Source organism: Paenibacillus sp. FSL E2-8871 (assembly GCF_038000345.1).
Taxonomy (GTDB): Bacteria; Bacillota; Bacilli; order Paenibacillales; family Paenibacillaceae; genus Paenibacillus_AQ.
Genome location: NZ_JBBOBV010000001.1, coordinates 6,281,057 through 6,306,075, shown reverse-complemented (window position 1 = coordinate 6,306,075; position 25,019 = coordinate 6,281,057). Strand labels below are relative to the sequence as shown.

Genomic DNA, 25,019 nt, shown 5'->3' with positions numbered 1-25,019 from the left:
TTTATGGCATTATCATTGTATTTTTGGTATTCTGGTTGGGCGAGGAGGTTGAAAGAATGTTGAATCATTTGGACGGTCATGAAGGAGCTCAATATATTTGTAAAGTGTTGTATGAATCGCTGCAAATTCCTGTGTTTCTGCTAGATGCCAATCGGAGAATCGAGCTAGCGCTGCCTTCCTCTTCAGAGAGCGCACCGTGGGTTCATAACCTCAATGAGCTCCTTTCAGAAATTGCAGACTCTACTAAAAGCGAGAACAACTCTAACCTTGATAGCTCAAATGCCTCTATACCGATCATTCGCACCACTAACTTCCTAGAGAACTACATCCTTCTCCATCTGCCCTCAGGCAGCAGTAACGGGGGAAGCATTGTGATCGGTCCTACACTTTATACTCACCTTTCAGAGGACAATATGACAAGTCTGATGCGTGACCATGAAGTTCCATTAAAGCTTCAAGAGCAATGGATGAAATACTACCGCAGCTTGACCGTGCTAAATAAAATGAGACTCTACCATACCGCTATGCTGATGTACTCGCTCGTCACCGGAAAGACGTTATCTCTTAGCGAACTGCTACTCGACACCCGAACTCTTGACCATAAACAGCCTCCCGCAGGCAGTCTGGACTTGGATGTTTCCTATCGACGTGAGAATACATGGCTGCACCACGAACCCATGCTGGAAAAAGCTCTATTTCACCATATCAAAAATGGAAATAAAGCAGAGCTACTTCGTGTACAAGCAACCTTCTCTGAAGACAATTATGGAGTTCTCTCCAAGAAGAGCCATTTACGCAACAAAAAAAATCTGGCGATCTCCTGTATTACGCTCGCTACTCGTGCAGCTATAGATGGAGGACTGTATTGGGAGATTTCTTATACCCTCAGTGACTTTCATATCCAGCATATCGAAGAACTAAAGGATGTTCCGGCTGTAGATCATGCTATTCTTAATGCGCTTTGCGATTTCGCCGACCATGTCAAAGAGAGCCGGATGGCGAAACTTTCGCGCACCGTGGCCCTCTGTCAGAACTATATTTTTAATCACTTATATGAGGAACTCTCCTTAGATAAGCTGGCTGAAGTCGCTGGATTGAACAGAAGCTATCTCTCCCTATTATTTAAGAAGGAAACAGGATTCACGATCAGTGATTTTATTCAATTCGAGCGGATTGCAGAAGCCAAACGATTAATCGAATTACCGGGCATTAGCTTATCTGATATCGCTACGAGGCTACATTTCAATGACCAGAGCTATTTTACCAAAGTGTTTAAGAAATATACTGGCACCACCCCTAAGCAATTCAGAAGAAACTGGGAAAGCACGCTTTAGGTATAGATGACACGACAAAAAAACTAAAAAGAGGATTAAAGATCAGTGATGGCTGCCAGAACAGTATTATTGAAGTAATCCACATACATATTTTTAAATGGCTTCTGGTGATCTAGCTCTACGGATAAATGCACCGTAACTGTCTGATAAATCGGATCAACGCAGAGGAAAGGACCTGCCGCGCCCCAGTGTGAATAGGCTTCTGGAGAGAACAAATCTCCACCGTCACGCTTCGAGCCGTTAATCGCCCATCCGTACCCCCAATACGCTTCTGGAAAAACCTCGTCTCTATATTGTGAGGATACACCTGGAATTTGGTTGCGGGTCATTTCTTTTACGGTTACCGGACTAAGAAATCGTACTCCGTTATATATCCCGCCGTTAAGAAACATCTGGCCAAAGACAGCCAAATCCATAGCCGTGGAGTAAGCGCCGCCCCCCGCAGATACGGAATTCAAATTATACTCGCTGTCCACCCATTCCGCGCACGCTGCTTCTGGTGCACGTCTTACTACTTTGTCCCGCACGTCCATGGGTACACGATAATATGTATTTTCCATGCCAAGCGGTTGAAAAATAGTTTCCTTTACGAATACATCATAAGCTTGTCCGCTAACGCGCCGGATGATTTCACCCAACAGCTCATAGCCATACCCGCAATAAGACATGACCGTACCAGGTTCGTTACTAAGCGGTGTATCATAACCGCCATATAAGTACTTATGCTGATCTGGATCTTGATTAGGTTCATGTGGAGGGTACTCTCCTTGTTCCTTTTTCAACTGTCCGTTCTGCCAAATCACCTCACCTTCCAGGCCAGAGGTATGTGTCAATAAGTGATGTACGCATACCTTAGTTTTGCCTTCACCTGTAAATTCGGGGATGTAATCGGAAACAGGTCTGTTTAGACCAATCTTCCCTTGTTCCATTAACATCATTATAGCGGTTGCCGTAAACAGTTTTGTTATGGAACACAGTGGATAAATAGCATCTACAGTTAATTCCGCTGCGCCTAGCTCCGGACCGAATTTCCCGTTCGCTTGATGGACCAGTAGCGTCCCCTTTCTCGCAGCAACAATAACTTGTGCCGGTGTGATGTTGTCTTCAACCATTTGTGCAGCTGCTATACGTATGCGCTCTACACCGTAAGCCGACACACCCGCCTGTTCTAAAGAATGAAATAATAGTTCTTTCATGGGTAGCCCTCCTAAATAAATTTATTCAATACATATATAAACTATTATACAAATATGTTAAATAATCCTGCTTACTTACTATTTACCTGTGACTCCATGGTTAATGGGCAACTCTTAATAAAAGAAAAACGCTAATCTCGGTTATCTCCCGAAAATTAGCGTTTTATTTTAACCGCATCCACTTCTTCACTAAGTGACCGCTACCTTAAAAGCATCGACATTTAATGCCGTCCCATTGATGGTTAATGTGGCGTTGTAATAACCGCGATCACCACTCGGCTTACATTTATAATCACCCGAACATCCGCACACAAAGAACTTTGTATTTGTATAACCTGGATATATATTAGTAAGCTTTCGATAAAACAAATGTCCATGATGTGTGAAAATAGCTAGCACTTTATCCCTCACTTTCGTAGGAATAGCTGCAAAAAACTTAGCAGTCTCCGCCGCGCTTAATACATGGCTAGGATCGACCGTGATCCCGCTCACTTTTAAAGGCCAATGAAAATCAATAATATAAAAATGCTGATCATCTAAATTTTTCAATATATTTATACTTCCCGGAGTGAACAGACCCAGAGCACAATTAAGCCACACGTACTTCACCTTACCCTGTGTCCCAGGGAAATTCATTTGCCCTTCTACTGCACCTAAATATTGCGTGAATAAGGACTGGGTACTTGCCTCCCAATTTCCTATCGATGCTTTATAGGGGATACTTCCGAGCGCGCTAGTTACTGTATCCTTGAAGTCCTTGTAATAGGCATTTGCATTATTTCCATGATTCGCTCCCGCTTGCGTGTTATCTCCTCCAAAAATAACAAACCTCTTATTCCCGCTCCCTACAGCCTTTGGCAAAAGATTTCTAAAAATGCTTGCGCTGTTCCCATATCCCACATGGCTATCCCCGATAACCGCGAAGTTGATAGTCTGGGCTGCTGCTTTAGGATTCAGATTACTTTTGGGCTTAGGTATGGAGAGAAGCTCTCGCTTCTTAGTGGAGGTTATCTGCTTTTTCATCTTAATCACCTCTTTATAATGGATAAAGAATACCTGGTAGTATGTATATTCGATCCAATATGCGTTCTCTTGGACAGACGAATCTTTTAAAAAGAATATATAGGGCAAATAATTAACAGGCTTATCTAAAAAGGGAAGATGTTATAATTAGTTCCGCAGACGTCAATAATACAGTTCAATCCATAGCATTATAGTTTGAAAATATATTCAAGTAACGGAGGCCTTATTTTGATTAACGTTATCCCGGAATGGGCCGAATCTCATTTTCCTTTATATAGCGCTGGCAGCATTCAATCAATGTATGGGACCTCAAATCTACCAAGAGTTCAGATTCATGAAAATCTAACCGTATTACTGGCCGTTGCCGCTGGTAAAGGGAGCCTTGAGGTTAATAATCTGACTTATGAGCTTACGGAAGGAAGCGTAATCCTTCTCCCCGCTAATACTCATGCCTCTTTAATTACAAATCTCCAGCAGCCGCTTCATGCCTATAAGCTCACCATCTGGATTCAAGAGCAGACTCAGGCTATACCTGGCGGTGCGATGATACGGAAAAGCGAAATGGCTTCGAGTTCAAATATACTGTTGTTTCCTTATGAGCCTACCATTGTATCCAGTATCAAGGAATTGTATCTTCACCGACTGCCAGATCGAGAAACACGCCATGTACAGAATCAAATGCTTTTTCATCAGATTATTCTACAATTGCTCGAACAGCAGGAAGCCAGATATACAGTTAACGAGCAACCATCGATGGAACGGAGCATTTCTTACCTGGAGAATCACTTTAGCGAAAAAATAACACGTGAGCACTTAGCCGCCATTGCGGGTGTAAGCAGCTCGCATTATTCAACGCTGTTCAAGCAGGTGACAGGCTTCAGCCAGAGCGAATATCTGTCGCGGCTACGGGTTCATAGTGCCAAGGAGCTTTTGCTTAACGGTTCAGGCACACTTAGGGAGATTGCGCTAAAGGTAGGCTACAAGGATGAATTTTATCTCAGTCGTCGTTTTAAGCTGCAGACAGGCGCATCTCCGTCTGGTTACAGCCGAAGCTCTTTCCAGCGAGTTGCCGTAATGCTCACCCCTTATGCAAGCCATTTGCTGTTACTTGGCTTAGAACCTGCGGTTACCATCTCTGAAAGTAGTGAATATTTGAATCTTTCGGATCAGGAGCCACCACAAGCGATGAAGTTTATCAATACCAATAGCTCTGCAGAACAGATCAGATCGCTATTACTTGATGCCAACGTTGAATTGATTATTGCGGCCAAAGAACATCTGGAGGAATACGGATTGAAGGCCGGGCAGCTGCGAGCAGTAGCACCTATTATGGAGATCTCTTGGAACGAAATCGGCTGGAAAGATCAGCTACGCCTAATCGGCCGAGCCATTCAGCGGAGTGAACGGGCGGAGCAGTGGCTGAAGGATTTTGAACAAGAAGAGCTAGAAGCCCGTGAAATAGTACAGCACAGCACAGTCGCTAATGATATTATCAGCATTCTGGTAATCAAGCCTGAGGAGCTACTCGTTTACGGAGCAAGGAATGTAGGTTATGTGATGTACCAATCCCTTGGACTTAGAGCACCGACCTTGATTGACAACGAGATAAAAAGATTGGGAGATCAGTTCCATTCGATTTCGATCGGGGTTTCAGATCTTGCAGATTATGCAGGAGACCGAATTTTAGTCATTGTATTTCCCGATGCCAAAGGCTCTACTGCGCATACTAAAGCGATCTTTCAATCCCCTTATTGGAGCCAGCTTCCCGCAGTGCAGCAGAAGAAAGTCCATATTCTTGATCTGGATGATTGGGTGCCTTATAACCCGGCTTCGATTCGCTTACAACTAGGACGAGCGGTAGCTTTATTCGGAGGCAAATAATAGTCCAAGTCTTTTTTCCAACAAAAAGGCATGGTTAGGCACATAAGTGATCCCTATAATAATTACAAATGCGAATGATTCTCATAATCACTCTAAGGCATAGGCTGAAGATTGATTTACACTGTTTGAATTGTTCAAAGTAACACTGTCATACAAAAAAGGGGAGAATTATTTAATGAGAAAGATATTTATTCCGTTTGTACTTATTATGGGGATTGCACTTAGTGCTTGTGGGGGAAATCAGGCGAAGAATGATGCTAGTCCTACAAAGAGCCCATCTTCTACTCCTGCTGCGGAGTCAGAAAGTGCGACTTTTACTTATCAATCCGAAGATGGACCTGTTGAGGTTCCAACACATCCTCAGCGTGTTGTTGTACTCACCCGTTTTTTAACAGGTAATGTCATGGCACTGGGTGTACCTGTTGTGGGCGTAGATGAAATGTCCAAAACTAACCCACGCTTTGAAGAGCAACTAAAAAACGTAGAAGCGGTTAGCGATGAAAGTCTGGAGAAAATCATTGAACTGCAGCCGGATCTGATCATCGGGCTCTCCGATATTAAGAATATCGATAAATTCAAGCAAATCGCACCAACCGTTACTTATACTTATAATAAAGTGGATTACTTAACCCAACAGCTGGAAGTCGGCAAATTGGTGAATAAAGAAAAAGAAGCTCAAGCTTGGGTCGATGATTTTAGTGCCCGCACCAAAAAAGCGGGTGAAGAAATCAGAGCGAAGATCGGTGATAATGCAACTGTCTCTGTTATTGAGACCTTTAATAAGCAATTGTATGTATACGGGTATAACTTTGGCCGCGGAACTGAACTCCTCTATGGGGACTTCAAGCTTGGCATGCCAGAAACAGTAAAAGAAAGCACCAAAACGGATGGATTCTTTGCTGTCTCGACAGATGTGCTGAAGGATTATCTGGGCGATTACGTTATTTTCAGTAAAAATGCGGATGAAGATAATTCCTTCCAGAATACAGAAATCTACAAGAGCATCCCTGCCGTCAAAAACAATCGTGTTTTCGAGGCTGATGCAAAAGCATTCTATTTTAACGATCCGCTTAGCCTTGAGTACCAGTTGGAATTCTTTGAACAACAATTTCTTGGAAAATAAAGATAATGACTACGAAGCAAACTTCCATTCCATTTTTATATAAGCTGCTTGGTAGCGTACTGGTAATGGTTATATGCCTCGTGATTGCTATGCTATTCGGGGCTAAAGAAACCACTTTCAATGATCTGTGGCTTGCCATCACCTCAAATTCAAAGGCAGACAATGTCCTTATTCTGCGTGAGATCCGGCTGCCTCGCGAACTCGCCGCCATGCTGATCGGTGCAGCCTTTGCCGTATCCGGTGCTATCATGCAGGGGGTTACACGCAATCCATTAGCCGACCCAGGCCTGCTCGGTCTGACCTCGGGCGCGAATATGGCGCTGGCTCTTACGTTTGTATTTCTGCCGGGACTGAATTATTTTGGTACCATGATCGCTTGTTTCTTTGGCGCTGCCCTAGGAGCCGTGCTAGTGCTTGTTCTCGGTTCTGTGCGCCAAGGTGGGTTCTCTCCGATTCGAATCGTACTCGCCGGTGCAGCGGTATCTGCCTTTCTGTATGCTATCGCAAGTGGTGTAAGCATTGCGTTCAAAATATCCAAGGATGTATCCATGTGGACAGCGGGTGGATTGATCGGCACAACCTGGGGCCAGCTTCAGGCTATCGCACCCGTTATTCTCATCGGCATTATGGTGGCATTAATATTTTCAAACCAGTTAACCATTCTTAGCTTAAGTGACGAGGTAGCCATCGGATTAGGACAAAATCTTGCTGTGGTTAAAGGGATTCTATTCACTCTTATTATTCTGCTGACTGGAGCATCGGTCGCTCTAATTGGGGATATGGCTTTTGTAGGGCTGATGATTCCGCATATTGTCCGTAAGATTGTCGGTACCGATTACCGGTATATTTTGCCGATATCGATCTTTACGGGTGCATCGTTCATGCTTCTCGCGGATACAATTGGACGGACAATCCATGCACCTTATGAGACGCCAGTGGTCGCCGTCGTAGCTATGCTTGGGCTACCTTTCTTCTTGTTTGTTGTTCGGAAAGGAGGTAAAACACTCTCATGATTTCCTCTGCACCCATGCGAAAGCAACGTATTATCCTATGTGTATGCACCGGTTTGATTCTGCTAACAGCAATCGTCAGCATGGGAATCGGATACTCTTCCCTATCTTTTGACAGACTGCTTCCGGTTCTGTTCGGGCATGGAACCTTTAAAGAGGACTTTGTATTATTCTCTGTAAGATTGCCGCGGATTCTGATTACACTGCTGGCAGGCATGGCCTTGGCGTTATCCGGTTCCATTCTGCAAAGCGTTACACGAAACGATCTAGCCGACCCCGGTATTATTGGTATCAACTCTGGTGCGGGTGTGGCTGTCGCTGTTTTCTTTCTTTTTTTCCCGGTTAGCGCTGGATCATTCATTTATGCGCTGCCGTTGGTTGCTTTTATAGGGGCATTACTTACGGCAGCATTAATCTATCTATTTTCATATAGTCGGACTAAGGGGCTTGATCCTGTTCGATTGGTGCTCGTTGGGGTAGGGTTCTCCCTAGCGTTGTCTGGCGTTATGATCGTGATCATTTCGTCCGCGGATCGTGCCAAGGTAGATTTTATTGCAAAATGGATCGCAGGGAATATATGGGGTACAGATTGGCCATTCATTTGGGCTTTACTGCCTTGGTTGATCTTACTAGTTCCCTTTACCCTGTACAAATCACAGCGACTCAACCTGCTCAGCCTAAGTGAAGTCTCTGCCATTGGTGTCGGGCTGAATCTCGAACGTGAACGTATCGTTCTGATTCTCACGGCAGTTGCAGCTTCCGCCTCCGCGGTTTCTGTCACAGGCGGGATCGCCTTCATCGGACTGATGGCTCCACATATTGCGAAATCGCTAGTCGGCCCGCGTAATCAGATGTTTATTCCCGTCGCTGTATTGCTGGGCGGCTGGCTACTTCTGATCGCGGACACCGTTGGCCGCAATCTCGTCGATCCTGACGGCATTCCGGCAGGGATCATGGTGTCGCTAATCGGCGTACCTTATTTCGCTTATTTATTGCTTAAGAAATAAGCAGTTTTTTAGACAAAAAAACCTCGGCACAATTACCGAGGTTCTTTCTACTGCCACTCCTATTTATATAGGCTGAATAAAAGATTATAACGAATAGCGAGAAGGATCGGAGGGGAATATTGGAACTGCAGGAGCGCTAGCGACCGTCTTTATCCCCAGATTTCCACCGCGACGAGCGGTTCAATCAAGAAATCTGGGGACAACAACGGCCGAAAGTCCAATGATTCACCGCAGTGACTACTGAGCTTTTTGTTCGCAACTTTAGTTCAGCCTATATATCACCTAAATCTTCATATTCTTACCCGTATAATCTACAAACATGAAATGACCTTCTGGTGTAGTACGCTTCTCGATCAGGTCAAGGATCCCACCGGCACTTTGATTTGGATTTGTCGGTGCCTCTGCCCCGCCCATATCGGTTTGCATCCACCCCGGATGCACGCTGAGCACTTGAATCCCGCGTTCTTTTACATAGACATGCAGCTGCTGTGTGAACATATTGAGCGCCGCTTTGGAAATGCCATAAGGATAGTCGTTGGGATAAGCATTGGTGATACTTCCTGCTTCCGACGATATATTGATGATCGAGCATTCGGGTTCCGTAAGTAGCGGCAGGAAATGCTTAACCACTCGTATCGGTCCATACAGATTAATATCCATCGTTGTAAGCATATCTTGGAAATCCAACGCCTCAATCGATGTATCCCGAGCGTTGAGTACCGCCGCATTATTAATAATGGCACCGAGGGTCCGACCTTGTTCTTGTAGACTCGCAGCCAGTGCCGCGATTCCTGCCTCGTCCGTCACGTCCAGCGCAGCGATGGTTAGCTTATCTCCATAGGTTTCAGCAAGCTTCGATAGCGCTGTTTGTTCCTGATCGGGCCGGCGAACCCCAGCAATAACTCCATAGCCCCGCTTCAGCGCTTCGGCCGCCAGTTCATAACCCAGTCCACGTCCAGCACCTGTAATGATAATATTCATAGTTATTCCTCCCCGTTATCCTTATCGTTCTCTAGCAGCTCCACAATTACTTTTAACTCCTTGAAAGTGTCCATATAAGCATAACGCCCCCCGGTATACTCACCCTTTTGCTGGAGTGGGAAGCCTTTTCCTTCTAGTAACATTATCTTTTCTTTCATTCCTTCAACTACAAAAGCAATATGATGAGGTCCCTCACCATGTTCATTCAAGTAATCCCGCCACGTACTCGGCTCATGATCCGGTTCAATCAATTCCAGCTGCAAAGAGCCCATATCAAAAAAAGCTAGCTTAGCCCGCGCCTGCGTAGCCACGCCATTATGCCGTGTCTGTGCAATATCTTCTGTATCTGTAACGATAATTTCCGGCTTTTTGAGTCCAAAAAACTCCGAATATGCCGTACTTACCTTCTCCACATCATTCACCAATATTCCAATCTGCGTAACTAAATGATTGCCTAGCAATCCTGACATGCGCATCAACCTCCTATTAGTCTGACAAGTCCACCATACCGATTCTTTGAAAGGGCTGTCAAGCCTGTGATGAAATCATTCTGAGCAGCGATAATTTCAACTATGTTTGTTTCGCTTAATCACCAATCCGGTTATAGAATGAAAAGTTTACATTAACCAAAAGGGGTGAGGAACGATGGACCATAGAAAAAGATCACGCCTGATGCAGCAGTTTGTTTTTGTCGGGCCGACTTCCTTGTTTTTCTTTATGATTGTGCTGATTCCTTTCTTTTTAGGACTCTATTATTCTTTTACCAGTTGGAACGGAATCTCGCGTCATGTGGAGTGGACCGGGCTCCAGAACTATCTACATATCTTCACGAAGGATCCTTCCTTTCTTCATTCATTCTGGTTCACAGCGAAGTTCACTTTATTTGGCCTGGTACTGACCAATCTGCTCGGCTTCGCACTCGCTTATGTGCTGACCCGTAAGCTGTTCACGCGCAATGTTCTGAGAACGGTATTTTTTGTCCCTCATGTCATTGGTGGGCTATTGCTCGGGTTCATCTGGCAGTTTATTTTTGTCAGAGGATTCTCCTCGATTGGACAGGCTACGGGCTGGTCCTTCTTTAATCTTCCGTGGCTGGGCACCGGAGGGACAGCCTTCTGGGCGATTGTGATCGTATTTGTCTGGCAAAATGCAGGGTACCTAATGGTCATCTACATTTCTGCAATCAACAACGTTCCCAAAAGCCTGATTGAAGCCTCAAAAGTGGATGGTGCCGGACGCTTTCAGGCTTTACACCATGTCACCATCCCGCTGGTTATGCCAGCTGTAACCGTTTGTCTGTTCCTTTCTATCTCTTGGTCGTTTAAGCTGTTCGACCTTAACCTGTCGCTGACCAAGGGTGGTCCCTTCAAAGCTACCGAATCTGTAGCGTTGAATATTTACAATGAGGCCTATACTATTAGCCGATTCGGGATGGGCTCCGCGAAAGCGATGATTTTCTTCGTCATTGTGGCCGTAATCTCCCTGCTACAGGTTAGAGCAACCAAGAAAAGAGAGGTGGAGCTGTAATGGAGACTACCGCCAAGAAATTCAATGTGCCCTTGCTTCTCGTCGAAGTAATTGTGATCCTGCTGGGCCTTCTATTCCTAGTACCGTTTTACTTTCTGCTAGCTAACTCGGTTAAGAGCTATAGTGAGATTCTTTCGGATTCCGCTGCGCTGCCCTCCGTATTCCAGTGGAGCAACTACGCCGAAGCTTGGAAAGCTATCAATTTTCCTCGTGCCTTCCTGAACTCTTTTATTATCACGGTGATTAGTAATATTCTGCTAGCGTTCCTCTGCTCTATGTGCGCCTACAAAATGGTCCGCAATAACAGCTTATATAACCGCATGCTTTATATTGCTTTAGTGGCCGCTATGGTTATTCCGTTTCAGGCGATCATGATCCCGCTGGTGCAAGTTGTTAGCGGTCTGGGCGTCATGGATTCAACCGCAGGTTTGATTTTAGCGTATCTTGGATTTGGCGCCCCGATGACTGTGTTTCTATTCCATGGCTTCGTCAAATCGGTACCTCTTGATATTGAGGAGGCTTCGAGAGTAGATGGAAACAGTCCTTATGGTACCTTTTTCCGGATTGTGCTTCCGCTCATGCAGCCGATTATTGTCACTGTCATTATTCTGAATACCCTGTGGATCTGGAACGATTACCTGATGCCTTCGCTTATTCTGCAGGACCCGGTGCTTCGCACCATCCCGATCGCCACTTATAGCTTCTTCGGACAATATACGAAGCAATGGGATTTGGCGCTCCCGGGACTTGTGCTCGGGATTACGCCCGTGGTCATCTTTTTCCTAGCGATGCAAAAATATATTATTGAAGGCATTGCCCAAGGCTCCGTAAAGGGCTAACGATACATGTTATTTTCAGCCAGAGAGGATGAATGAATATGAGAACCAAACGTGGAATTCTCCTCGCATGCTCCCTGCTGCTGGCTGCCCTGACAGCCGGCTGCGGAGATAACAGCGACAATGCGAATGGAGTTAAAACCGTGCATATCTACCAGTTCAAGGTTGAAATATCTGAAGCGCTAGCTTCGCTTAAGACTGAATTTGAGAAGGAACACCCCGATATTAAGCTGGAGGTTCAAAGCGTGGGTGGCGGGACCGATTACGGCGCCTCCCTACGCGCCAAATTCTCATCTGGAGATGAACCGGATATCTTCACCATCGGCGGCAACAATGAACGTGATATGTGGATGGAATATCTGGAGAATTTAAGCGGTGAAGCTTGGGCCAAGGATGTAAAGCCCCTAGCAGCAGAACAAATGACCGCAGATGGCAAGCTCTATGGCATGCCGATGAATCTCGAAGGATACGGCTTCATCTATAATAAGGACCTGTTTAAGAAAGCAGGCATCACCGAGAAACCCCTAACTCTAACCGCTCTGCGCGAAGCCTCCGAGAAGTTAAAGGCAGCGGGCATCACACCTTTTGCAAATGGATATCAGGAATGGTTCGTGCTCGGCAATCATAATGTGAACGTAGCTTTCGCCCAGCAGCCAGATCCCGAAGCATTTATCGCCGGGCTTACGGACGGCTCCAAAACTTTCGCTGGAGACCCGGTTTTCTCCAAATGGATCGACCTGCTCGACCTTACTGTAGAGTATGGCAACAAGAATCCTCTCTCGACCGATTATAATACCCAAGTCACAATGGTAGCGAGCGGAGAAGCCGCGATGATGCAGCAGGGCAACTGGACGCAAGGACAGATCGACGGCATCGATCCTAATCTAAATCTGGGTATCCTACCGATGCCCATTGACGACACCCCCGAAGACAATGACAAGCTGTATGTAGGCGTGCCAAGCAATTGGGTGATCAATAAAAACTCCCCCGTTAAGGAGGAAGCCAAGGTCTTCCTGGATTGGCTCGTCACCTCCGAGACCGGGAAAAAGTATATCACTAAGGAATTCCAGTTCATCCCTGCGCTCAACAGCATTAAGGGCACCGAAGAAGATCTTGGAGCGCTTGGCGCCGAGGTGCTGGCCTATACCGATAAGGATCAAGCGCTGACCTGGAACTGGACCCGCCTGCCAAACGGGATGCCGCAGGAATTATCCAGCAGCATTCAAGGCTATCTCGGTGGCAAGCTGACCAAAGAAGGCATGCTGAAGGAATTCCAAGTCAACTGGGATAATCTCAGTGTTCAGTGAGTAACCCGCTTTGTACATCAAAAGCCGCGCAATGATGCGCGGCTTTTTCTTTTGCTCGTATTCATTTGACTAGTTCGCACGCAGCATACTAATCTGTCTGGCAAGATACACTGGCGTATAGGGCATGTCATCTCGAAGCCAAGAAATAACCGTGCCAATTAAGGCTGCTGAACCGTACCAAACGGCAATGTCCTTCTGTATGGGCATCTTGGAATGATCAGCGGCACCCTCCTTTTTCTCCTGGTGTGCAGAGATGATTTCCGCCATCAAGTCAAACAGTCGATCTGTAAAAATCGGGCTTCGTTTCGATGTGAGTATCACTTTGTAGAATTTTGCATTTTCCGCAATATGTTTAAGCAGACTCTCTAGTATCCTCAAATTTTCTTCTTCAACCGATTCGTGATGGTTGTCATCGTTGTTGACGACTTGTAAAATGTCCTCCACCATTTCATCCGCCTTCTTTTCCAACATATCCGGGAGATCCCGATAATGCAGTTGATGTAACGGTGAAGCTCATAAAAATGGTTACCAAAGAAGCTTAATATATAGAAGTAATTAGTATTATTTAAGTATTTAACTGTATTTCGTACAGCTATAATACTTTAATTCATTCGACCAATGAAAATAGCTGTATTTCATACACCTATTTTCTTGACTTTCACCCTTATAGGTCGTTTCTGTAGTTTTTAATTGTATGGAATACAATTAAAGTCAGAATAATACTTTTGCATACGAAATAGCTGCATAGAATGCAGTTGTCTTGCAGATCACAGCAATATCTGGCGCTAAGAATACTATAATCCGCTTAACAAAAACACCAGGCAGCAACTCTCCAAGAACCGGAGAGTCGCTGCCTGGTGTTCATTTTCACGAACTATTTCAAATCTTAAAGAGTACTGCTGCTGAGCCTACAGCTTCCAAATACGGTACAAGATAACTGCTGCTTCAGCACGGGTAAGCGTGTCGTTAGGCGCAATTCTATCATTCTTTCCGTTCACAACTCCGAATTTGACCAACAATAATGCGCTGTCTTTCGCATAGCTGGAGATGCTTGCTTCATCCAGATAAGCACTCAAAGCTCCACTCGCCTTGATTTGCTTACCGGATGCCGCTAGCGCACGCGCAGTCAGCACCATCATATCTTGGCGAGAGACTTCAATGTTTGGTCGGAACGTATCATCTTCAAAGCCTGTGGCAATTCCCAGTTCCTTCGCGATGACCAGTTCATCATAATAATAATCCGTCTTTTGGACATCGCTGAACAATGCTGCACTTTTGCCCGTTCCCTTCAGTTCAAGCGCTCTCACGAGAAGAGCAATGAAATCCGCTCGCTTCATAGAATCTGCAGGTGAGAAGCTATTCATGCTGGTGCCTTGGATGACATCGCGAGCTGCCATAACATCTATGGCTTGTTTTGCCCAAGATACGCTCTGCAGGTCTCCGAAGTTTTTCTTTACAAAGTTTACTGCATAAATGCTGAAATGGGTCGTTTGAAATACAACCGTTTGGGTTGCAGCATCATATCGGCCGTTCGGAACCGGTACTACGTTGCCGTTATCATCGATGTACCAAACAACGATTAAATCCGGATTACTTAGTTCCTCCGCTGTCGGTGTGTAAGGAATGGATACTGTTACAGGCGCGTTAGGGTTATTCCACGGAATGACTTTATCGCCTGATACTACGCTTAGATCAATAACCGGATGGCTGCCGATCAAATTGCGGTTAGCTGCACTCAGGCTGTCCGCAGAGACTTTACTTATGCGTATGGACACTTGCTCAGCAAGGTCTGTTAAGTCGGGCAGCATATTACTTGGAATTTGGATTGTAGCATTTTCCGTCTTAAGCAATAGTTCAAAGTTTTCTTTCCCCATCAAGCTTTGGGTTGGCAATTGTATATCATACACTTTCGCATCCGTTTGCTTTGGTACTTCGATCACGATTTGTTTCTTGCCGTTTGCCGCTGCTGTAGCTTGTTCAAGCGCTTTTTTCAAGTTGTCGCTGGAGATCGTGCCTATGGCACGCCCGTTATCGGATTTCACCTCCAGTGTAATCGTAACAACACCCTCTTTGTTTGCAATGGCTACAGGCTGTGGAGTTGTTACTGCACTACCAGTGTTGCTACTACCAGTCGGTTCATTGGTTGGTACTGGTGTCGCTGTCGGAACAGGTGTCGGAGTTGCTGATGGTTCTGTTGGATCCGGTGTTCGCGTCGGTTCCGAACCGGTAGATTTCCCCTTGAGGGTAAGTACACCGTAAACAGATGTGTCCATATATCCAGTACCGGTTGTATCGTTCCAAGCCGCAACACTTTGACGTGAGCCGTCTTTAGCATCATTGATCTGTACATCGAAACCAAGCTTTGTATCGTCATCCGGAGTTATCCCACGAAGTGGAATCTTCACTTCAACCGTGTAGTTTGTTCCGGAAATGTGAGTCGCCGATTCGAAACCAGCTGCGATGCTTGTGGGATTAAATGAAGTCTCGTTGTCAAAATTGACTCTGTACTGCCCATCATCACTTTGATAGAAGCTTGTTTTTGCATTATTTTGATCCAAGAAGATTTCGACGGAATCTTGTTCATATTCATTGACACTGCTTTTGTTAAGCTGCGTATCGTTGACCTGGACTAAAATATAAAGATTTTCATCATCCCAAAGTGCTTTTGCTACACCGTTTGCGCCCTGCCATGCCATCTGATAGCGATTAATCGGCATTGGGGCCGCATCGTTCCAAACGGCATCAACAGCCCCGTCAACTACAGGTGTTGCATATTTAGCGGTTGACTGATTAGCATTTACACTTTCTGGTGTATGCTCTGCAATAAATTTATCTGGGTCGATTACACCATAATAAGCTGGTTTAGCCTGCAAGTTAGCATCAAACGGCAATGGATTATTTTCAGATCTCCAGCTTGTGCCATCATTAAGACCCCAGAAGGTCACGCGCGAAATATTTTTTGCATGATCCTTGTAAATTTTAAACAGCTGCGCATACAGATACCCCTGAGCAATCGCTTGCTGCTCGGTTAGCTTAGAGTCACTTCCGGCCATGATATCAAGCTCAGTGATGCTTACTTCTACACCCAAAGATATAAACATCTCCAATGACAGTTTCACATTTTCCGGGTTCGTGTTTATATTGTAGTGCGCCTGCATACCAATACCATCGACAAGAAGTTTGCCGGGGTGTTCTAACGCGTACTTATCGTTGATTTCTTTGACCATACTATAAATAGCTTGTGCTTTATTCTGATTATCATCATTGTAATCATTGTAATATAACTTAATGTTCCATTCAGGATGCGAGTCCAATACTTCTCTTGCCGCCAGGAACGCCTGCTCTACATAGTCTGTTCCGATGGCGCTTTTCCAAGGGGCTGTACGCAATGCGGCTTTCCAATCTGTTGGGTTAGATGGGTTATCGTTCATCGCTTCGTTAACAACGTCCCAGGAAATTACTTTGTCGCCGAAATGCTCCATAACGGTTTTGATATGGGTCCTCAGATTCTGGAGAGCTTCCTCCCGGCTTAATGGAAACTTGTTATTATTTGCATCTGTTGTTGTATTCAACCAATCAGGGGTCTGCGCATGCCATACCAGTACGTGTCCATGCAGTTTAAGTCCTTCAGACAAAATTTTATCCACAAGCTTATCTTGCGCAGTAAAATCAAATACGCCTGGTGAAGAATAAGCCTGATCCGGCTTCATTGCGTTTTCTGCTGTAACGATATTATGATGCATCTTGAGAAGATCCAATCTAAGACCATCAAGATCTCCTCCCGATATTGCGTTTCCAATCAGAAAATCATTTTTATAAGTATCCTTGATCGGAGCTAAATCTTTTTCAATTTCAATCGTACCTGAACCGGTGTTTTCAAAACGGATATCGTCGATATAAAAAGAGGCTATTGCGTCAGAGCTTTCTACATAGATGGTTAAATATTCTTCACTAACTGAGCTATAACGATAGGTACCTTGTAACTGAACCCAGCCGTCATTATTGCTGATGGTCTTTGAAGCAAGTGTATTATAGCTAGCACTCGTATTACCAACTTGTGTTGAAAGCTTAAGCTGTGAGCTTGCTGGCTCGATCAACTTAACCCAGAGTGAAATTTTATATTCTTGTCCCTTATCAACATTTTTCTCCACACGTAATGAAGGACCGTGCCATGTATCCGCTCTGCCCTCTACCTTTAAAGCGTATGAACCACCATCCGTATGATTCGCTTCGTTGGATACGGTCAGCGTTTCAGTACCTGCTCTACCTACAAAACCGCCTGCTTTTTGATCCTCAAAAGTAACGGTGGTAAAAGGTAACGCCGGTTCTCTAGTTGGCTCTTCTGTAGTGACCTGTTCGGTAATCAATAGATCACCGATGTAGAATGAAACCTCTTTTCCGCTCGCATTTGATTGAATACGTAGTTTCGTATTTTTGCTCGTATCAACAATAAATTTCCCACTTAAAGTGATTGCTTTACCAGCTTCATAATTCGCGCTTGCAACAACGTCATAGCTGTCTATGCTTTGTAAATAAGCTTGGGCACCGCTAGGGATCGCTATATCAGCATCAACATAAACGGATGCGGTTACCGTATAAGTCTTACCGTTTACAAGCTTCATCCCGCTGTAATCGAAATCAGCCGCATCCCAGTCATTAGCTCTGTTGCTAACGTATAATGCTGTGCCGTCATCATTACCCGCAAAAACCTTGTTCGTGACTGGCGTCAAGCTTGCGTTCCCTGATTGTGTAGCAACTCCCTTACCATTCGAAAAGGATTCGTGATAAACGGTTACCGAAGTAGAAGGTGCTGTCGTATCAGGTGCAGGTCCACCAATCCAATTCGCAATGTCGGATAATGTTGTACCCATTTGTACGTAATAACGTCCACTAGCATGGTCCCCTTGATTCGGATAACCTACTTTAAAGGAGTACTTAATGCCATTCGCCGCAGCTGCAGCCTGAACATCGGAATTGAAGTCCCCATAAGGATAAGCCAAAAGAATAGGATCTTTATTCGTGATTTTTTTAAGATAATTATTGGCCTCAGCTAATTCTGCGGAAGCTTCCGCCTTTGTCATAGTCTTCCATACACCTTCTGCATGGTTAAGCGTATGATTCTGGATACTGATATTCGGGTGGTTGGTCGCTAAATCTTGCAGTTGCGCATGCGACATGCTGTAGCCAGCACCAATCCATCCAGTGACAATAAATGCCACCGCATTCATATCATATTGATCCAATACCGGAAGAGCTTTGGTAACAAAGTCAGGAGTCCCGTCATCGAAAGTGAGTAAAATCGGTTTGGCAGGAGCTGCCTCGACACCGGCTTTAATGTTCACATATTGATCCGCAGTCAATGTATTATAGCCGTTATCATAAAGATATTTCATAGTGCTCTTGAATTTATCTACGCTTGTATCTGTCCATTCATTCGTCGCTGTATCGACAATACGATGATACAATAGTACAGGAATTTCAGATGTCGCAGCTTCCGTAACCGGAGCAAACAAACCTGACGGTATAAGTATCGCGATTGCGAGTAAGATCGAGATGACTTGTTTAAGCATTTTGTTCATTTGCAGCATTCCTCCTAATTTTGGTCTTTTGCATTAGCGAATTGCCTACAATTCCTTGTAACAGCCCTCAATCCGGTCTAAAATCACAAAATACGAAACAGTGCTACCCCTTTGCACTCATTGCAGAAACATCTTTTCTTGCTATTAATCGCCCCCCGCCTTGTAAACGCTTACATGTATACTCACATTATTTTACCTTCCGATTCTATCCACAACTATACTAATACTAAAGGTGTTACCCCCCATAATCATAGGAAAACACACGAAAGATCCAGGAATTTCCTATGTCTTCCCATGTATTAAGACTTCTTCATAGGTAATCCAATACTATTCATTAAAAAGATTTCACAATATGGACGATTACGAATGATCTTTTTTTAGATATGCGCATACTAAGCTCCATATTTTGAAACTTGCGCCAAGTTGAATCGTAAGTTTGAAGATAGGTCCTGAAGTCTACTGATTTGACGAACTGATATACCATACTTGTGTAGAACACGCAGTTATGTGCACTTATGCAGTAAATCGAAGCTTATGAGACCTAAAAAAAGACACAGCACAGCGGAGAGGAGCTATCATTAGTGGAGTATTACCGCAAGAATGTAACAGACAGTTTACAGGAAGTGCAGAGTACAACTAACGGGCTTACGTCGGCAGAAGTCGACAAACGACTGGAACGTGATGGTTACAATGAATTAAAAGGAAAGAAAAAAGATCCCCTCTGGAAGCTTTTTCTTGAAAATTTCAAGGACCCTATGGTGGTCGTACTGCTTATTGCGGCCATTGTCCAGATTGTTATGGGTCAAGTTATGGAGTCGCTTATCATTTTTCTCGTGTTGATTCTCAATGCAGTTATAAGTGTCATCCAAACTCGTAAAGCTGAGAGTTCACTTGATGCCCTGCAGCAAATGTCGGCACCCGAGGCTAAAGTGTTGCGGGATGGAGCCTTAAAAACCGTCCCTGCCAGAGAGCTTGTTCGCGGTGATATCGTATTACTGGAGGCTGGAGATTTCGTACCTGCCGACGGCCGTATCATAGAATCGGGAAGCTTGAAGATCAATGAAGGCATGCTGACCGGAGAATCCGAAGCTGTAGAGAAGCATACGGATACCATCGCGAAGGAATCTCCACTCGGAGACCGTCGTAATATGGCGTTTAGCGGTTCTTTGGTTGTATATGGCCGTGGAACTCTTGTAGTAACAGGAACTGCACTGACAACCGAAATCGGCAAAATCGCTGAACTCATTGAGAGCGCCGAAGCCAAGCAGACGCCACTACAGCGTAAGCTCGAAACCTTTAGCAAGCAGCTGGGTGTAGCGATTATCGTGCTGTCCGTTTTGATCTTTGCCATCCAAGCCGGACGTGTTTGGCTGTCGAATGATACAGTGGATACCACGGAAGCCATCCTGAATGCCCTAATGTTTGCAGTCGCTGTGGCAGTCGCCGCTATTCCTGAAGCTCTATCCTCGATCGTAACGATTGTCTTATCCGTAGGTACGAATAAAATGGCTAAGCAACATGCGATTATTCGTAAGCTGCCAGCCGTCGAAGCACTTGGATCAACCAGTGTCATCTGTACGGACAAAACCGGTACTCTGACCCAAAATAAAATGACGGTTGTAGATTACTTTTTACCGGAAGGTGAACGTGATCAATTCAATCAAGAGCCCGAAGAATGGTCTGAGGAAGCCCGGCGCCTCCTACACATTGCCGTGCTTTGTAACGACTCTAACATTAATGAGGATGGTAAAGAACTAGGCGATCCAACTGAGGTGGCACTTATTGCCTTCAGTAACAGCATGAATAAAGATTACAAGGAAATACGCGACAATTTCCCTCGTGAAGCCGAACTTCCTTTTGACTCGGATCGCAAGCTAATGACGACCTTACACACTTTTAACGGACAAAAAGCAATGATCACTAAAGGCGGACCAGATGTACTCTTTAGTCTTTGTACGCATGTACTACTAAGTGGACAAGAAGTGCCGATGACACCGGAAGTTCTTGATCGTTTCATTGAAGCCAATGAGGAATTCTCCAGCAGAGCACTACGTGTACTTGCCTATGCTTACAAAACTGTACCAAATACGGTCACTGAAGTGGGTCTTGAGGATGAACAAAATCTGGTGCTCGTAGGCTTGACAGCTATGATTGATCCCCCTCGGGAAGCTGTCTATGGCGCGATCGCAGAATCCAAGAAGGCTGGAATTCGGACCATCATGATTACTGGTGATCATAAGACAACCGCACAAGCGATCGGACGTGATATCGGCCTGATGACCGAAAAAGAAATTGCCGTAACCGGTCAAGAGCTTGATGCCATGTCCGACGAAGAATTGGATAAAAAGCTTGAGCAGATTGGTGTGTACGCCCGAGTCTCCCCGGAGAATAAGATCAGAATTGTCCGGGCGTGGCAACGAAAAGGCAAAATCACAGCCATGACCGGTGATGGCGTAAATGACGCGCCTGCCTTGAAGCAAGCAGATATCGGTGTTGCCATGGGTAGTGGAACCGACGTTGCTAAAGACGCGGCTGCCATGATTTTGACTGATGATAATTTTGTATCCATTGTGAATGCTGTATCTGTGGGCAGAACGGTATTCGACAATATCAAAAAAGCGATCGCCTATTTATTTTCAGGCAACCTGGGTGCGATTATCGCCATTCTGTTTGCCCTGATCTTCGACTGGATTAATCCCTTCACAGCGATTCAGCTTCTATTTATCAATCTGGCGAATGATTCACTGCCCGCCATTGCCCTTGGTATGGAGAAACCTGAACCTAACGTGATGAATAGAAATCCAAGGGAACTGAAGGAAGGTATATTTGCCGGAGGAATGATGCAGGCTATTATTACCCGTGGTCTACTTATAGGTATAGCCGTAATTATATCCCTGTATATCGGACTCCAGCATTCCCCTGATATGGGCGTGGCTATGGCATTTACAACCCTGATCCTGTCTCGTACACTTCAGACCTTTGCCGCTCGCTCGAACAGTCAAACAGCTATTGAAGCTGGGTTTTTCAGCAACAAATACGTCATCGGAGCCGTTTTGGTCTGCTTTGCCTTTTACGGGATTGCGGTTCTGCCAGGGGTTAGAGAAATCTTCTCGATTCCAGCTTCATTCGGAATGTCCGATTGGCTGATTGCAAGCGGTCTGGCACTCGGCGCCGTCATCCTAATGGAATTGACGAAGGTTATTCGTAGAGCGTTTACTCCTAAATCAGCTTCTTAATCACAATTGAACAAAAAATCAAAACAGCGATTCTCCAAGGATGGAGAATCGCTGTTCTTCTGTCATTTTCAGATCTGATTTAAACATCTGTATTATGATCAAAATATCACGTAAATTTTTAATATTTGACTATGTATTCACAACATTCATCCCCATGAACATTACATTTCACTTCCCGGACGGAAACTCGTTTCCCACGTATTTTGCTAAGTGCTCCTTCGATAATGGCCCCCTCTAGGTCACATACCATTTTCCCTTCCATAATAGGTAACCCTTCGCAGAAACAATCGTGTACTGCAATTGACATTCCCTTGTCATCTTCATGGGTTATTATTGGGATCCCTATCTTCATTTGTTCGAATAACCCGAATAGTTCATTAACGGAGGTAACACCAAACTCTTCCCCAATTTTTCTTCCTATCGTCAACGTTGTGCCCTTACCATTCATGGGTAACGCTTGGTATAATCCAATAAGTCTAATCGTTCTGAAAAGCTCTAAGGGTACAGCATCACCCAAATTTTCTCTCTTTATTTTTTTCATATCTGTAAAAGTAAAATGATCCATACCCGTAGCCTCCAAATTCTTATGTAATTTATATTTCAAATTTAATTAATATATTGAGTATAAACGTATCCAATAAATGCTTTGTGATCCTACGCACTTCCTATCCCTAATGATTGGAAGAACAAGGGTTAAAAATCATTATTTTATATTCTGACACTTGACTGTTAGCGCTTCATCTATGATAATTACAACCTCACCCAAAAAACTGGGACTGGAAGAAAATTGATTTTGAAAAGAGGCGGTCGTTATTAGCTGGTTAAGTGATCTATATAAATTACAGAAGCAGGAGCTAAAAAAGGACACCGAACCCTCTTTAGTCAATGCCATCTTTCGGATGTATGATAGATTTCCCAGGATTGGACTTAAAGAGCGGATCGGCCAGCAAGATATGTCTCTGGATATCGCTGATGCTTATATTAATGGTAGAAACGCAATGATTGAAGCTGGAGTCGGCATCGGTAAGTCCTTTGCATACCTCATACCCAGCCTGCTCATTAACCAAGTCTCAAGACAACCGATCATTATTGCAACATCCTCCATACAACTTTCAGAACAGATCCATAAAGATCTGAGATTCATCGGAAGCCGGCTCGGATTTACATCGGTTCGCTCCGTAGTCGGAAAAGGCATGGGGCAATATGCTTGCCGATACAGGGCAGCAGACCTGTTACAACCTGATGATTCAAGCTCTCCTCTATCTACACTTGCCCAGCGTATTGTGAATTATGACATTGATGAGAGAGCAGACATTAAGGGCGGGGTTAGTGATGCAGTATGGTCTAATGTTTGTGTGAATGATTGTAAATTTGAACGATGCCATTATAAAAGCACATGTTCATTTTACGAGATGAGAGCGAAGATTAACGCCGACGCCAGCGACATGGATTTTATTATCGTCAACTAGGACCTGCTCATCCGTGATTTGATCAAGAAAAAAGAAGGAACGAAGGGATTAATCACTGAACGGCCAGCTCTGATCGTAATTGATGAAGCTCATAATCTGGAAGCAAAGGTTAGAGATGCTAGAACGCTCGAGTTTACATACCGGGGAACCTGCCGTATTCTGGATGACACCTTACAGATTCTCTTCAAGCAATCCGCAGATAACGGCCTTTTGCCGCAATTTAAATTTTTAAAAAGATGCATGGGTCATATTTTCAAACAGGTAGAAACGGATTTGCTGCAAACAGCCAAGCAGGATAATGACCGGATAAAAGTGTCGGAAATCACAGGGATTCCGTTAAAGCGGGGGGCTCAGGTTTTGAAAGAGTTTAATCTCAGCTTATCCGTCTTAACTTCCAAGCATGAGCGAGAAATCGATAATCTTTTTGAAGCCATGAACGGACTTATAGATCTCTTTGATGTACTCGCCGGAGTCCAGGATAACTACCTGATTTGGGGAAGCAATACCCAGCGTGAGGCCACTATTAGTATCTGTCCTAAAGGCATAAGCCAGTTCCTAAGATATAGCTTATTTAACGGGAAAACATCTGTTATTTTAACGTCAGCAACCATGTGCCAAACCGGAGAAACACTAGAGGAACAATATGCATATCTGACGCAGTCGCTCGGTTACAAGGGAGATTATATGGAGCGCCAGGCTTCGCCGTTTGATTATGACAACCACACCATGCTGTATATTGCTAAGGACATCCCTTACTACAACCATCAGAACAAGGTAGGTTATCTTGAAGCGGCATACAAGGAAATGCTGAGGCTCTGTAATTTAACGGACGGACGGACATTGGTTCTTTTTTCAGCGAAGGAAGATATGAAGTACATTCATAATAAGTTAAAATCCGAGAAGCTAGCATGGGCGGTGCATGTTCAAAGAGAAGGATCGTCTCAGGACGGGGTGATCGCTGAATTCCGTGGCAGTAAAGGCGTCCTTCTTAGTACCGGTGTATTCTGGGAAGGCGTGAACATCGAAGGTTCTGATTTGTCGCAGTTAATTATTTTCCGTCTGCCCTTCCCTGTTCCTTCCGATCCTGTCTATGAATATAAGGCATCTTTGACGAAGGATCCCTTAAATGACGTTTTTGTACCGGACATGCTGCTTCGGTTAAGACAAGGAACCGGGCGACTGATCCGTAGTGAGACTGACCTTGGTGTACTCAGCATACTTGATTCCCGTCTGTCTGCTGCTGCGAAAAAGGATTACCGGGATAAGGCACTGGAATCTTTACCATTTAAAAAGGTTACCGAGGATTTTAGAGTGCTGGAGAAGTTTGTAAAAGAAAAAGAGATACAACTTAGCGTTAAGTAGAATAGGCTGTACCGTCCTCTAAGGAACGCGTATTTTTGAATAGCGATACTGTGTATCGTTTGGAGGATCCTTTTCAGCATGAAAAAAAACAAACAAGCCTGAAGAGCTTCTGTGCCAGGCTTGTTTATTTTTGCTGTATCAGCTCTAA

At 44.6% G+C, this 25,019-nt stretch carries 18 protein-coding genes; 11 read left to right on the top strand and 7 right to left on the bottom strand.

The window, feature by feature from the left end:
• The first annotated feature begins 56 nt into the window (after window positions 1–56).
• Window positions 57–1,334 carry a helix-turn-helix domain-containing protein gene (locus NYE25_RS28300; protein WP_341147426.1) on the top strand — a complete coding sequence of 426 codons (1,278 nt, stop codon included), beginning with the start codon at window positions 57–59 and terminating at the stop codon, window positions 1,332–1,334.
• A gap of 35 nt (window positions 1,335–1,369) precedes the next feature.
• On the opposite strand, the gene NYE25_RS28295 is transcribed toward NYE25_RS28300, so the two are convergent.
• A complete protein-coding gene (locus NYE25_RS28295) occupies window positions 1,370–2,530 on the bottom strand; it encodes a serine hydrolase domain-containing protein (RefSeq protein WP_341147425.1) in 1,161 nt (386 codons plus the stop codon).
• A 189-nt stretch (window positions 2,531–2,719) separates the two neighbouring features.
• Window positions 2,720–3,553 carry a metallophosphoesterase family protein gene (locus NYE25_RS28290; protein ID WP_341147424.1) on the bottom strand — a complete coding sequence of 278 codons (834 nt, stop codon included), beginning with the start codon at window positions 3,551–3,553 and terminating at the stop codon, window positions 2,720–2,722.
• Between the two features lie 228 nt (window positions 3,554–3,781).
• On the opposite strand from NYE25_RS28290, the gene NYE25_RS28285 reads away from it, so the two are divergent.
• From NYE25_RS28285 to NYE25_RS28270, 4 genes are all read left to right on the top strand, one after another.
• On the top strand, window positions 3,782–5,434 hold the full coding sequence (locus tag NYE25_RS28285; RefSeq protein ID WP_341147423.1) for a helix-turn-helix domain-containing protein: 1,653 nt from the start codon (window positions 3,782–3,784) through the stop codon (window positions 5,432–5,434).
• A gap of 175 nt (window positions 5,435–5,609) precedes the next feature.
• The gene (locus tag NYE25_RS28280; RefSeq protein WP_341147422.1) at window positions 5,610–6,557 is read left to right on the top strand and encodes an iron-hydroxamate ABC transporter substrate-binding protein; all 948 of its coding nucleotides are present in this window, start codon (window positions 5,610–5,612) and stop codon (window positions 6,555–6,557) included.
• A gap of 5 nt (window positions 6,558–6,562) precedes the next feature.
• A complete protein-coding gene (locus NYE25_RS28275) occupies window positions 6,563–7,570 on the top strand; it encodes a FecCD family ABC transporter permease (protein ID WP_341147421.1) in 1,008 nt (335 codons plus the stop codon).
• Complete coding sequence (locus tag NYE25_RS28270; RefSeq protein WP_341147420.1) at window positions 7,567–8,574, top strand: FecCD family ABC transporter permease; 1,008 nt, start codon at window positions 7,567–7,569, stop codon at window positions 8,572–8,574. The genes NYE25_RS28275 and NYE25_RS28270 overlap by 4 nt, the downstream gene beginning before the upstream one ends.
• 282 nt (window positions 8,575–8,856) lie before the next feature.
• On the opposite strand, the gene NYE25_RS28265 is transcribed toward NYE25_RS28270, so the two are convergent.
• Together NYE25_RS28265 and NYE25_RS28260 are read right to left on the bottom strand one after the other, a co-directional pair.
• Complete coding sequence (locus NYE25_RS28265) at window positions 8,857–9,555, bottom strand: SDR family oxidoreductase (protein ID WP_341147419.1); 699 nt, start codon at window positions 9,553–9,555, stop codon at window positions 8,857–8,859.
• A gap of 2 nt (window positions 9,556–9,557) precedes the next feature.
• Complete coding sequence (locus NYE25_RS28260; protein WP_341147418.1) at window positions 9,558–10,025, bottom strand: VOC family protein; 468 nt, start codon at window positions 10,023–10,025, stop codon at window positions 9,558–9,560.
• Between the two features lie 175 nt (window positions 10,026–10,200).
• Here NYE25_RS28260 and NYE25_RS28255 point away from each other — a divergent pair, with 175 nt between their 5' ends.
• The 3 genes from NYE25_RS28255 to NYE25_RS28245 are packed head-to-tail and all read left to right on the top strand — an operon-like array spanning window position 10,201 to window position 13,225.
• A complete protein-coding gene (locus tag NYE25_RS28255; RefSeq protein WP_341147417.1) occupies window positions 10,201–11,082 on the top strand; it encodes a carbohydrate ABC transporter permease in 882 nt (293 codons plus the stop codon).
• Complete coding sequence (locus tag NYE25_RS28250) at window positions 11,082–11,921, top strand: carbohydrate ABC transporter permease (RefSeq protein WP_094872238.1); 840 nt, start codon at window positions 11,082–11,084, stop codon at window positions 11,919–11,921. Before NYE25_RS28255 ends, NYE25_RS28250 begins: the two co-directional genes overlap by 1 nt.
• Window positions 11,922–11,959: 38 nt before the next feature.
• Entirely contained in the window at window positions 11,960–13,225 is a 1,266-nt protein-coding gene (locus tag NYE25_RS28245) for an ABC transporter substrate-binding protein (RefSeq protein WP_341147416.1), read from the top strand.
• Window positions 13,226–13,294: 69 nt separating this feature from the next.
• Here NYE25_RS28245 and NYE25_RS28240 read toward each other — a convergent pair whose 3' ends face one another.
• Both NYE25_RS28240 and NYE25_RS28235 read right to left on the bottom strand, forming a co-directional pair.
• Window positions 13,295–13,696, bottom strand: coding sequence for a TetR-like C-terminal domain-containing protein (locus NYE25_RS28240; protein ID WP_341147415.1), 402 nt, complete (start codon window positions 13,694–13,696; stop codon window positions 13,295–13,297).
• Between the two features lie 437 nt (window positions 13,697–14,133).
• The gene (locus tag NYE25_RS28235) at window positions 14,134–18,804 is read right to left on the bottom strand and encodes an endo-1,4-beta-xylanase (RefSeq protein ID WP_341147414.1); all 4,671 of its coding nucleotides are present in this window, start codon (window positions 18,802–18,804) and stop codon (window positions 14,134–14,136) included.
• Between the two features lie 581 nt (window positions 18,805–19,385).
• On the opposite strand from NYE25_RS28235, the gene NYE25_RS28230 reads away from it, so the two are divergent.
• Window positions 19,386–22,040, top strand: coding sequence for a cation-translocating P-type ATPase (locus tag NYE25_RS28230; protein WP_341147413.1), 2,655 nt, complete (start codon window positions 19,386–19,388; stop codon window positions 22,038–22,040).
• 118 nt (window positions 22,041–22,158) lie between these two features.
• Here NYE25_RS28230 and NYE25_RS28225 read toward each other — a convergent pair whose 3' ends face one another.
• Window positions 22,159–22,605, bottom strand: a complete 447-nt coding sequence (locus tag NYE25_RS28225) for a V4R domain-containing protein (RefSeq protein WP_042185883.1) — start codon at window positions 22,603–22,605, stop codon at window positions 22,159–22,161.
• Between the two features lie 334 nt (window positions 22,606–22,939).
• Between NYE25_RS28225 and NYE25_RS28220 the strand changes: the two genes are divergently transcribed.
• Together NYE25_RS28220 and NYE25_RS28215 are read left to right on the top strand one after the other, a co-directional pair.
• Window positions 22,940–23,509 carry a DEAD/DEAH box helicase gene (locus NYE25_RS28220; protein WP_341147412.1) on the top strand — a complete coding sequence of 190 codons (570 nt, stop codon included), beginning with the start codon at window positions 22,940–22,942 and terminating at the stop codon, window positions 23,507–23,509.
• An 18-nt stretch (window positions 23,510–23,527) separates the two neighbouring features.
• Window positions 23,528–24,871: an ATP-dependent DNA helicase gene (locus NYE25_RS28215; RefSeq protein WP_341147411.1), complete on the top strand. Its 1,344-nt coding sequence runs from the start codon at window positions 23,528–23,530 to the stop codon at window positions 24,869–24,871.
• The last annotated feature ends 148 nt before the right edge of the window (window positions 24,872–25,019 follow it).